General features: G+C 71.4%; 8 protein-coding genes and 3 pseudogenes. 6 read left to right on the top strand and 5 right to left on the bottom strand.

Annotated features, from left to right (window positions below):
- Positions 1 to 475: 475 nt before the first annotated feature.
- A complete protein-coding gene (locus ACFWPI_RS38855; RefSeq protein ID WP_380380525.1) occupies positions 476 to 1,132 on the bottom strand; it encodes a TetR/AcrR family transcriptional regulator in 657 nt (218 codons plus the stop codon).
- Positions 1,133 to 1,265: 133 nt separating this feature from the next.
- Here ACFWPI_RS38855 and ACFWPI_RS38850 point away from each other — a divergent pair, with 133 nt between their 5' ends.
- Both ACFWPI_RS38850 and ACFWPI_RS38845 read left to right on the top strand, forming a co-directional pair.
- Complete coding sequence (locus tag ACFWPI_RS38850) at positions 1,266 to 1,847, top strand: NADPH-dependent FMN reductase (protein ID WP_380380523.1); 582 nt, start codon at positions 1,266 to 1,268, stop codon at positions 1,845 to 1,847.
- A gap of 23 nt (positions 1,848 to 1,870) precedes the next feature.
- Positions 1,871 to 3,424 (top strand): DHA2 family efflux MFS transporter permease subunit, encoded by a 1,554-nt coding sequence (locus tag ACFWPI_RS38845; protein ID WP_380380521.1) that lies wholly within the window; start codon positions 1,871 to 1,873, stop codon positions 3,422 to 3,424.
- Positions 3,425 to 3,502: 78 nt separating this feature from the next.
- Here ACFWPI_RS38845 and ACFWPI_RS38840 read toward each other — a convergent pair whose 3' ends face one another.
- Positions 3,503 to 3,784 carry a hypothetical protein gene (locus ACFWPI_RS38840; RefSeq protein ID WP_380380519.1) on the bottom strand — a complete coding sequence of 94 codons (282 nt, stop codon included), beginning with the start codon at positions 3,782 to 3,784 and terminating at the stop codon, positions 3,503 to 3,505.
- Between the two features lie 150 nt (positions 3,785 to 3,934).
- On the opposite strand from ACFWPI_RS38840, the gene ACFWPI_RS38835 reads away from it, so the two are divergent.
- Together ACFWPI_RS38835 and ACFWPI_RS38830 are read left to right on the top strand one after the other, a co-directional pair.
- Positions 3,935 to 4,153: a hypothetical protein gene (locus ACFWPI_RS38835; protein ID WP_063352833.1), complete on the top strand. Its 219-nt coding sequence runs from the start codon at positions 3,935 to 3,937 to the stop codon at positions 4,151 to 4,153.
- A 2-nt stretch (positions 4,154 to 4,155) separates the two neighbouring features.
- Positions 4,156 to 4,660, top strand: a pseudogene (locus tag ACFWPI_RS38830) (MFS transporter); the annotation flags it as partial.
- Between the two features lie 759 nt (positions 4,661 to 5,419).
- On the opposite strand, the pseudogene ACFWPI_RS38825 reads toward ACFWPI_RS38830, so the two are convergent.
- Positions 5,420 to 6,678: pseudogene (locus ACFWPI_RS38825) on the bottom strand (IS110 family transposase).
- A gap of 459 nt (positions 6,679 to 7,137) precedes the next feature.
- Between ACFWPI_RS38825 and ACFWPI_RS38820 the strand changes: the two are divergent.
- Positions 7,138 to 8,007 carry an LLM class F420-dependent oxidoreductase gene (locus ACFWPI_RS38820; protein WP_380380517.1) on the top strand — a complete coding sequence of 290 codons (870 nt, stop codon included), beginning with the start codon at positions 7,138 to 7,140 and terminating at the stop codon, positions 8,005 to 8,007.
- 503 nt (positions 8,008 to 8,510) lie between these two features.
- Here ACFWPI_RS38820 and ACFWPI_RS38815 read toward each other — a convergent pair.
- Together ACFWPI_RS38815 and ACFWPI_RS38810 are read right to left on the bottom strand one after the other, a co-directional pair.
- On the bottom strand, positions 8,511 to 9,071 hold the full coding sequence (locus tag ACFWPI_RS38815) for a transposase (RefSeq protein WP_380380527.1): 561 nt from the start codon (positions 9,069 to 9,071) through the stop codon (positions 8,511 to 8,513).
- The gene (locus ACFWPI_RS38810; protein WP_380380515.1) at positions 8,987 to 9,496 is read right to left on the bottom strand and encodes a winged helix-turn-helix domain-containing protein; all 510 of its coding nucleotides are present in this window, start codon (positions 9,494 to 9,496) and stop codon (positions 8,987 to 8,989) included. Before ACFWPI_RS38810 ends, ACFWPI_RS38815 begins: the two co-directional genes overlap by 85 nt.
- Before the next feature lie 178 nt (positions 9,497 to 9,674).
- Between ACFWPI_RS38810 and ACFWPI_RS38805 the strand changes: the two are divergent.
- A pseudogene (locus ACFWPI_RS38805) lies at positions 9,675 to 10,903 on the top strand (CRISPR-associated endonuclease Cas3'').
- Positions 10,904 to 11,045 lie beyond the last annotated feature (142 nt).

Below are 11,045 nucleotides of genomic sequence, written 5' to 3'. Positions count from 1 at the left end.
ACTGGTCACACTTCCGACGACGAAGCCAAGCCCGCGCCCGCAACTCCCACTACAAACGCCGAGGACACACCCCCCAGATGCGGTTGCAGTACTAGCCCTACCGCGGCACCGTGCGCGAGCCGGGGGGAACTGGCGAGGGCCGGCTGACTGCCAGGGCTCCAACTCGACGTCCCTGCGCCCTCCTTAGGTTCTGGGCCGTCGCTCGGGACGTCTGTCGGTGGCAGGGGTGATCGCTATGCGGCCGTAACCGACTCGAAGCCCTCGTCCGCAACCGACTCGAGCGACTCCGGTACCGAACCGACACCCTCGACGGATTCATAGCCGGCACCGGCCTGACCCTCGACACCCCGACATCACCCTGACGGGCCGAAGTCGGTAGAGATCAGGTCAGGGGAGTGGTGGCCAAGGTCCGGGACCGCAGGCCGCCCCCGGCGTGGCCGGGGGCGGCGCCTCGCGTTCGAGGCGTGCGGCAGTGTCACCGGCGGGGTGCCGCGTAGGCGCGTAGGAAGGCCCGGACGCCGGCGGCGATGATCTCCTCGGTCTCCGCCCGGTCCAGCGGGTATGCGCCCCAGTACGAACGCTGGGTGACCTCCGTCGCGGTCAGCAGCACGAAGTGTGCGGCCGCCCGCCCCGGGTCCGGTGTCTCCAGCCACCCGTCCTCGGCCAGTTCCCCGAACCGCTGCCCGAGGGCGGTGAACACCCGTCGCGGTCCGGCCTCCTGCCAGGCGTCCAGGGCTGCCTTCGGCAGGTGCCGGGCCTCGGCGTTGATCTGGCGCACCAGTCCGAAGTGGTCGGCGAACTCGGTCAGCGGTGTCACCCAGGCCAGGGCGAACGCGGCGAGGTCCGCCTCCAGGTCGGTGACCTTTCCGAGCCTGCGCTCGATGATGTCCAGCTGGGCGTCGGCGACCTGCGCCGCGCTCTCCCGGACGACGGTCTGGAAGAGCAGTTCCTTGCCGGTGAAGTGGTTGTAGATGGTGCGGGTGGACACCCCGGCCTCCGCCGCGATGGCGTCGATGCTGGCGCGGGTGTAGCCGTCCCGGCCGAAGATCGTGCGGGCGGCCCGGGTGATGGCCTGGCGCTTCTCGGCCAGCCCCCGGCGGGGCCGGTCCGGTGTTTCCTGCCGGCTGGTCATGGGGTCTCCTTCGTTGCCGCTGCCTCGAAAAGTTGCAGTCATCGTTGTACTTATTGCCATACACGTTGTACTTTACCTGACGTGCCGTCCGAACGGGCGGTGACAGAACAGCAGCGAACCCCTGGAGACAGCCATGTCCGAGACCCCGTTCCGCCTCGCCGTCATCATCGCCAGCACCCGGCAGGGCCGCTTCGCGCCCACCGTCGCCGACTGGTTCGTCCGCACCGCCGGGCAGCGCACGGACCTCGACATCGACGTCGTCGACCTGGCCGAGCACCCGCTGGCTCACGTGGGCGAGGAGCCCACCGCCGAGCAGGCCGAACGGCACGCGGCCCTCTCGCCCCGACTGGCCGCCGCCGACGCCTTCGTGGTGATCACCCCGGAGTACAACCACAGCTTCCCGGCCGCCCTCAAGAACGCCATCGACCTGCACGGCGCCGAGTGGCGGGCCAAGCCGGTCGGATTCGTCTCCTACGGTGGGCTCGGCGGCGGGCTGCGCGCGGTCGAGCAGCTCCGGCTGGTCTTCGCCGAGCTGCACGCCGTCACCGTCCGGGACACCGTCAGCTTCCACAACGTCTGGGGCCTCTTCGGCGAGGACGGCGAGCCGGTCGACCCGACCGTCCAGAACGGCGCCGCCAAGGGCATGCTCGACCAGCTCACCTGGTGGGCGCACGCGCTTCGGGACGCCCGCACCGTCCGCCCGTACGGCGTCTGAACCGCGACCGGGGGGAAACGAAGATGAGCACCGCCACCGAGCCGGTCACGGCCGGGACGACCACCGACACGGCCACTGCGGCCGCACCCGGCCCGCGCACTGCGGCCGTCGCCGCCGTTGTGGTCCTCGGCTCGCTGATGACCGTCCTCGACACCACGATCGTCAACGTCGCCCTCAACCGCCTCGCCGGGGACTTCGGTGCCCCGCTGGCCACCATCCAGTGGGTCACCACCGGCTATACCCTGGCGCTCGCCACCGTCACGCCGGTCACCGCCTGGGCGATCGGACGGTTCGGCACCCGCCGCCTGTACCTGACGGCGCTCACCCTGTTCGTGCTCGGCTCGGCGCTGGCCGGCGCCGCCTGGGACGCCCCCTCGCTGATCGCCTTCCGCGTCCTTCAGGGCCTGGGCGGAGGCATGGTGATGCCGGTCGGGATGACCGTCCTGGTCCGCGCCTGCGACCCGGCCCGCACCGGCCGCACCATGAGCGTGCTCGGCATCCCCGTCCTGATCGGCCCGCTGGCCGGGCCGGTGCTCGGCGGCTGGCTGGTCGACGAGGCCTCCTGGCGCTGGGTCTTCCTGGTCAACCTGCCGCTCGGCGCGCTCGCCCTCATCCTCGCCGCCCGGCTGCTGCCCCGCGACGGCGCCGGCACCCGCCGCAGGCTGGACCTGCCCGGCCTGCTGATGCTCTCCCCGGGCCTGGCCGCACTGATCTACGGGCTGGGCGCCGGGCACGGACACCTCGCCGCGGCCGGCAGCCTGCTGCCCATCCTGACCGGCGCGACCCTGGTCGCCGGCTTCGTCGTCCGGGCGCTGACCGTCGGGGAGCCGCTGATCGACCTGCGGCTGCTGGCCCGGCGCGCCTTCGCCGGGCCCGCCGCCACCATCGCCCTGTTCGGCTGCGGCTACTTCGGCTCGATGCTGCTGCTCCCGCTCTACTACCAGCTGGTGCGCGGCCAAAGCGCCACCGACGTCGGCCTGCTCGGCATCCCACAGGCGCTCGCCACCGGCATCACCATGCAGTTCTCCGGCCGGCTGTCCGACCGCTTCGCCCCCGGCCGGATCGTGGTCACCGGCACCGTCCTGGCCGCCACCGGCTTCCTCGGCTTCACCGTCCAGGTCGCCGCCGACACCCCGTACCCTCACCTGATCGCCGCCCTGGCGGTGATGGGGACCGGCATCGGCATGACGCTGATGCCGGCCATGGCGGCCGCCACCCGCAGCGTCGCCCCGACCGAGGTCCCGGCCGCCACCACCCTGGTCACCATCGTCCAGCAGGTCTCCGGCTCGGTCGGTACCGCCCTGATGTCCGTCCTGCTCACCGGGGCCATGGCCGACCGGCTGCCGACCACGGTCGCCGGCGGGGAAGCCGGCGGCGCACTGGCCACCGTGCAGGGCCTGGACGGCGCCGCGCGGGCCGCGCTCGCCCCCGGCCTCGCGGACGCCTTCCGGGACACCTACGGCTGGGCCGTCGCCCTGCTCGTGCTCGCCCTGCTGCCCGCACTGTCGCTCTCCCGCCAAGCCCCGGGCGGCGGCGCCACCGGGAGCGCCAAGTCACGCCGAGTGCACACCTCCTGACGAACTCCACCAAACGCCCATCAAGCCTCCCCCACCCCGTACGCGGATTTCGCTACCGGTGGGGGCCGGCCCATTCGGTCAGCCCGGCCGGCAGCAGGTGCGCCTGGTCGGCAGCAGGTGCGCCTGGCCGCGGGTCAGCGCGCGCTGCGGGTTGAGGACCGAGACCGGCGCGCCCTCCCCGCCCAGCAGCGCCACCTTGCCCGCCCAGCGCGGATCGTCCAGGCTCCACCCGGCCGTCGCCGTGATGCCGTGTGCCTGCGCGAGGTGGGCGATCGCCCGTGCCACCCGCGGACGGCCCACGGCCTCCTCCCGGGCCGCGGTCGCCGCCGCGGTGCCGCGTACCGCGGCCTCGGCCTTCATCGCCTGGAACCGCTGCCGCTCCCGGCTGACCTCGTTCAGCCCGCGGATCTGGGCCCGCCGGGCCTCCAGCCGGCGCTGACCCGCCTCCCTCTCGCTCTCGCGCTGCCGGGCGGCGTTCCCCGCCTCTGTTCGGGCTGCGAGACTGTGATCATGACCCCTGACCGTCGCAACCTTGGCCTGCCTGCCTTCTCCGAGCCCGCCACCGACGCTCCCGTGCCCGCCCAGTCCGGTGGGCGCCGGCTGTTGCCGGTGGAGCAGGGCGCGAACTTCCGCCAGCCGCCCGGCGAGACCACGCCCGTCCCCTCCCCGGCCCGGCGCCTGCGCGCCGTCGGCGGGCTGACCTTCTCCGACCCGGACCGGCAGATCTGATCGGCTACGGCTGGATCGCCAGCAGCTTCAGTGCAGGAGCTGTGGCCAGCTGCGGCAAGCGCCTCACTGCTTGCTGTCGCGGGATGGCTGCCCCATGCCGGCCTGATGATGACCGGGACACTGCTCGTGGGCTGCGCGGGCGCGGCCACCATCGCGCTGGTGCCGGCCCTGTGGCTCGCCGCGGTGCAGGCTGCGGTCATCGGACTGTGTGAGGGCGTCTTCGGCAGTCTGAACAACGCCCTCATACAGACCGCGGCGGACCCGGCCTATCCCGGCCGGGTCACCTCCGTCGTCATGCTCACCATGGTCGGTATCGCCCCCCTCGGCTACCCGCTGGTCGGTGCCGCCATCGGGGCCTGGGGCGCCGCCCCGGTACTCGGAGCCTGCGGCATCTTCGCCAGCCTGGGCGTGGCCATCGCCCTGGCCTCCAACGCGGTGCGCCATGCCGAACTGCCCCAGCCGCGGGTCAGGCGTGACCGCCTGAGCAACCCAACCGCAGCCCAGTGAACCCAGCCCCGTTGGATTCCTGACTGGCCAAACGCTGCCCGGAAGCTTGCAAACAGGCACTGACGGTGCCGGCAGTGGGTGGAGTCGATTCTTCTGCCCGTTGGCTTTGCTCACCGGGAAGTACGCGACGGCCGACGCGAACTGGGCCGAAGCCCTGGCCGCCCGGAAGGCCGACGACGACGGCCAGGCCGTCATCCTTGGCCGTCAATATGCTGGAAGGCGTCGTCAGGATCGCATCCGGGAAGAAGAGCATCGACGCGGGGCTGCGCCACTTGTTCCCGGAAGGCGAGCGCACCCCGTTGTGTCAGGCGATCAACCAACTCCACAACTACGGCTCCGCGATGCCCTGTCCTCCCGGTGGCGGGTGACGGCGACGGCGCTCTGCGAGGCCACCCGCCAGCACGCGAACATGTACCGGCGGGTGGAGTCCTGGGTGAGGTCCTCCGATCCCCCCTGACCACTTCCCTTCGTCCGGGACCCGCCTGAGGCTGCGGGTGAAGCCGGGCAGCTGACCGCTCACGTCGTCGGGAACATCCTGGCCGCCTCCGCGCTGACGGAGAACGACGCTCTGGTGCTCGCCGTCCGTCCGACTCTCCGCGCAGGCGGAACGGACAGGTCGGCCCCGCCCTCCAGCAGGTTCAGACCTGGGTCACCTCCGCGCGGGCGGGGCCGATACTTCCTGACCGGAAAACCAGGGGGTTGGCCGGGCAGCACGAGGTAGCCCGTCGGCGGTCGGTGCCAGCGGGCTGTGGGGGCAGGTCAGACGGCCGCGGGGGTGAGGGTGACGTCGTGGCCGAGGGCCTTCAGTTGCCGGACGAGGTCGCGGGTCCTGCGGTGCGGATCTTGGTGGCGGTTGTGCCAGTCGGGCCCGAGGTCGCGGTAGCGGGCGTGGGGGTTGGTCGTCAGGTGCCAGACCGCGACGAGGATCGAGCGGGCGACCGCGACCAGGGCTTTCATGTGGCCGCGGCGTTTGACCAGGCGTCGGTAGCGGGCGCCGAGGAAGGTGTCGGTGCGGGCGGCGGAGATCGCGGCCTCGCCGAGCGCGCCGCGCAGCCAGGGGTTGCCCTTGCCGGTGCGGCCGGAGGTGTTCTTGTTGCCGGACTGGATGGTGCGCGGGGACAGTTTTGCCCAGGAGACCAGGTGTCCGGGGGTGGGGAACACGGCGGCCAGGTCCAGGCCGGTCTCGGCGAGGATCACCTGCGCGGTCCCGGGTCCGACGCCGGGGATCTCGTCGAGGCGCTCGATGTCGGACATCGGCGTGAGCAGGCCCTGCCCGGTGCCGTCCGGATCGCCGGCGTCGGTGAACGAGGTCGGTGCGTGGTCGGCGAACAGGTGTGTGATCCGGGCGGTGAGCTTGTCGATCTGCACGGTGAGGTGGTCGATCATGTCGAGCAGGGTGCGCATCATGAAGGCGTGGTGCTCCTCGAAGCCACCGCGCAGCGCCTCGGCCAGCTGGGACGGGGACGCCTTCACGCCGCCGTGCGCCAGCGATGCGAGCGCGACCGGGGAGCGTTCGCCAGCGATGAGGGCCTCCAGCATCGCCCGGCCGGAGACGCCGTAGATGTCCGACAGGACCGTGGTGAGCTTGATCTGGGCGTCTTCCAGGAGCTTCTCGCCGCGCTGCTTGTGGCGGGTGCGCTCGTGGGTGAGGACGGCGCGGGTGCGGGTCAGGTCCCGCAGTTCGCGGACGGGCTTCGGGGGCACGAACGAGCGCTGGAGCATGCCGCGTTCGGCGAGCTTGGCCAGCCATACCGAGTCGAGCTTGTCGGTTTTCGGCGGCCGGGGACGTTCTTCACGTCGCGGGCGTTGACCAGCCAGCAGTCCAGGCCGCGGGCCTCCAGCAGGAAGAACCAGGGCTTCCAGTACGTCGAGGTCGCCTCCATCACCACTCGGGCCACGCCCTGGCAGACCAGGTGGTCGGCCAGGTCCAGGATCGCCCCCGACGTGGCCGCGGCATGGAAGACCCGCTGCACCCGCCGACCGGAGCCGTCGTCGTGCGGAACCCGGACGCATACCATCCCTGACGCCTTCGCGATGTCGATCGCCGCGACCCGCTCGACCGCCTCCCCGGGTTCCTCGGTCACCTCGTCGGCGCCCGCCGCGTCGGTCTCGTCCGCCACCATCTCACTCCCCACTCTCGAACCGGAACCGCCAAGGCGGTGCCCGCCCGCAGGGGCCGAGGGGAAAGCAGAATCTGACCGGCGTGCTCGAAGGCAACAGTGCGTGGCCCCTCAACAGCCCCCGCACCAGACTGACCTACGGGCTCAAGATCCCAAGAGACAAGCGGAGTCGACCGGCCGGGCACCAGCCCCACATGTTTTCACGCCGCACGGCATCCCCTCCCGAGGCTGGCAGCGCAGCCCGGGAGGTGCGGTGGCCTTGCTCGCCTACGCGGCATGCCTTGTCCCTACGCCCGTGGCGCGCCATGCCACCGTGCGTCCGCGCCTGGTGCTTAGGGTGGCCTCAGGAGGTAGGGAATGCGGGTAGGACTGCACGCGCTCGGCATCGGTAACGGTGCCCGCCCTGAAGTGATCGCGGCCGTCGCCACCGCAGCGGAGGCGCATGGCTTCGCCAGGCTGTGGTGCGGTGAGCATGTGGTGCTCGTGGACACGCCCGCGTCCCGTTACCCCTACTCCGCGGACGGCCAGATCGCCGTGCCCGCGGACGCGGACTGGCTGGACCCGCTGCTCGCCCTGAGCTTCGCCGCGGCAGTCACCAGCCGGATCGAGCTCGCCACCGGCGTGCTCCTGCTGCCCGAGCACAACCCGGTGGTGGTCGCCAAGCAGGCCGCCACCCTCGACAGGCTTTCCGCCGGACGGTTCAGCCTCGGCATCGGAGCGGGCTGGTCAGCCGAGGAGTTCGCCGCCCTCGGCGTCCCCTTCACCGGACGCGGACGCCGTACCGACGAGTACCTCACCGCGATGCGCACCCTCTGGGCCAAGGACCCCGCCTCCTTCACCGGGGAGTTCATCCGCTTCGACGCGATCCGGGTCAACCCAAAGCCGCTGCGCGGCGCCCAACTCCCGGTCGTGGTCGGCGGCAACAGCAACACCGCCCTGCGCCGCGCGGCCACACTCGGCGACGGCTGGTACGGCTTCAACATCCCCGTCGCCGACGTCCCCGAACGCATCGCCGTCCTCGTCGACGAGTGCGCCCGACGCGGCCGCACTCCCGGTGAACTCACCATCGCTGTCGCACTGAGTGACGGCCACCCGGAGCATCTTCCAGAACTCGCCGCAGCCGGCATCACCGAGGTCGTCGTCGTCGGAGCGCCCCCGCCGACCCCTGACGCGGCCGTCACCTGGGTCGCGGAACTCGCCCGGACGTGGATGCCCCCGGCCGAATGACCAGGGCACCACGCCAGGCGCCAGCGCCAGCCTATTGTTTTCACGCCGCATGGTGTCCCCGCCCGGGGCCAAGATGACTGACCTGCAGTTTTCCACCACAGAGCGCGCCAATTTATTCAGTTCGATTCCGGCAATGCCGACCTCGGGGCACCTCCACGGGCGGAGCGGACGGCTCAGTGGTGTTGACTCCGGCGGCGACCAGCGGGTCACCTCCGCGCGGGCGGAGCGAACTCTACGATCCGCCGGCGACGCGCCACCTCCGCACGGGCGGAGCGGACAGCACCGTGAAGGCCGGCGCCGAACTGCGGCCCGGGCATCGTGGCTGAGATGGCCGTGCTGCCGGAGTCCGCTCCGCCCGTGCGGAGGTGACCTGTGATGGCCGCTCCTACGGGTGGTCTTCTTGCCGTCCGCTCCGCTGTATAAGGGCGCCTCGTCGCACCGCCGCAGGCCTGTGGTCTCCTACTGTTCACACCGTCCGTCAGGCGGTTACTGACTTCGGCTTTTCAGGGTGGTAGGTCGAGGGAGAGTCCGGTTCCGGTGAGGAAGCCGTCTAGGACGTCGGGGCGGTACTGGAGACGTTTGAGTCGATTGCGGACGAGCGTGGCAAGTCGGTCGAGGGCGACGCTGGCGAGGTTCGCGAGGCTGTGCTTCACGTGGGCCCACAGGTACTCGACCGCGTTCAGCTCGGGTGCGTATGCGGGCAGGATGAACACCGTCAGCCAGCCCCGTGCGCTGATCAAGTCGCGCATGGCATAGGAGACGTGAGTGTTGAGCCGGTCCCAGACCAGCACGATCGGCGCCCTGACCAGCTGGTGGATCCCGTCGATCAGATCGATGTAGTCGCGCTCGGACAGGCTGCGGCGTTCGCCCTTGCGCCCGCTGTGGCGCCGCAGCCGGTGGCACAGTCGGGTCCGGGAGCCCGGGCGCATCGCGAGCAGTCCGGCGACCGAGACCCGTCCGGAGCCGCGGCCGGAGACCTTCACGACCGGGGTGATGCCACGCAGGCCCCACGTGCGGCCCTTGGGCGGTCTGCGGGTGAACCCTGCTTCGTCCTCGAAGCAGATCCAGCCGTCGCAGGCCGCCCTGGTGCTTTTACCTCCGACCAGGTCGCCTCCCTCCATGTGCTCACGGCCCGCTCGTCGCGTTCGGCGGCCCGCCGCGCGGGGACCTGCGGGCTGAAGCCGAGCCGGTGCATCAGGCGGGTGGCACCCGAGACGCTGTAGGACACATGGAACTTCCGGCCGATCAGCGTCGCCACCCGCCCGCCGGTCCACACCTGGTCCTCGTCCCAGCCGTGAGCGGCCGGGCCCTGCTCCAGGTAGGCGGCCAGCTTCTCCTGGCAGCGCGCGGACAGCTTGCAACGCCGGCCGCTCGCCCCTCGTGAGGCCAGGGCCGCCACCCCGCCCTCCATCCAGTCCTGGTGCCACCGGTAGGCCGACTTCGAACTCACCCGCAGCCTGCGGGCGACCTCCGGCGGCCCCCAGCCCATCGGCGAACAACCCGGCGGCCTCCAGCCGCACCACCTCGCGGCGCTGGCGACCTTCCGCCGTCAGCCCGCCCCCATCCGCATATCGCATACCTACGGCATAGCGCGCAAATGACCGTCAGTCAGCTACACGAACAGGCCAATCACCCCGAAGCGCCGAAGTCAGTATCCGGAGGGTTTGATGTTCGATCCGCGAGTTTCCGGTAAGCGGCGTGGTCTGACGGGTCCGTATCCGCTGGTGTGTCATCTGGCTGATACTGCGGTGATCGCGGGGGCGCTGTGGGATTCGTACCTGCCGTCTTCTCAGCGGCGGTTGATCGCCGCCGGGTGGGGGGCGATCTGGTGTGTGCCCGGCGGCTGGTGATGCTGGCGGCGGGCCTGCACGACACCGGGAAGATCACCTGTTGTTTCCAGCGGGGTATCGAGGGTACTGCCGGGCTGCTGGCCGATCCGCGGTATCCCGCGCCGGCGGGCTGGATGCACGACGAGTGGATCCCCCACCAGGTAGCCAGCCACTGGGCGTTGCCGCAGATCCTCACCAGGCTGGGGTGGCCGTCGATCGAGCGGCCGTGGAAGTCCGTGGCGCACCAGCTCGCGCAGATCCTCGGCGGTCACCACGGCGTCTTCGGTGAGGCGCTGTCGCCCGCCACGATGGCCGATCCGCTGAAGGCGCTGCGCGGGCTGGGCGCGGACGGCTGGGCCGAGCAGCGGGAGGAACACGTCCAGGCGGTGTTCGGGGTCTGTGGATCGCCGGCGGCGCCGGAACGGCTGCTGCCCGCAGGCGCGGCGGTGGTCGTGACCGCAGTGGTGGTGCTGGCGGACTGGCTGGCCTCCAACACCCGGCAGGTACAGGGCCGTCTCGATGCGTGGAACGGAGACCTGGCGGCGCACGTCGCGAGGATCCGGCAGCGAGCACCATGGGTGCTCGCCCACGCCCAGCTGGCGGCGCCGGTCTGGAAACCGGCCGGATCGTTCACCGACCTGTTCCCCGACATCAAGGACCCTTACCCGTTGCAGGCCGACGTCGCGGAGCGGCTCAAGGACCTGGTGGACGGGCCGGGCCTGGTGCTCGTCACCGCACCGACCGGCGACGGGAAGACCGTGACCTCCCTGTTCGCCGCCCGGATCCTGGGCGCGGCGGCCGGGGCCGGCGGTCTGGCGGTGCTGCTGCCCACGATGGCGACCACCGATGCGATGTGGCGCCGGGTGAAGAAGTTCACCGCCCGCGCCGCCGAGGTCGGGACTCCGGTGACGCTGCTGCACTCGATGGCGTGGCTGAACGAGGACTACGACCCGGAACACGACGAGGTGGTGGCGGACGGCTGCGTGTCGACGGAGGCCGCGCAGTGGCTGCGCGGGCCGCACCGGGGACTGGCGGCCGGGGTCGCGGTCGTGAGCTTCCCCCGTTGAACGGGAGGTGGTGATTACCTGGTCAGGATGGGTTCAGGCTGTTCGATGGCCACTGGTTCGGCCGTCGCCTGGTCGGCGTAGTGCTTCGCCTCGTACTCGTCCGGGCTGAGCCAGCCGAGGCGCTTTTGGATGCGGCGGGTGT

The sequence above is a fragment of the Kitasatospora sp. NPDC058492 genome (genome assembly GCF_042720685.1).
In the GTDB taxonomy this organism is placed as follows: domain Bacteria; phylum Actinomycetota; class Actinomycetes; order Streptomycetales; family Streptomycetaceae; genus Kitasatospora.
Note: the sequence above shows the minus strand (reverse complement) of the source record. Positions and strands in the feature narration are given on the sequence as shown.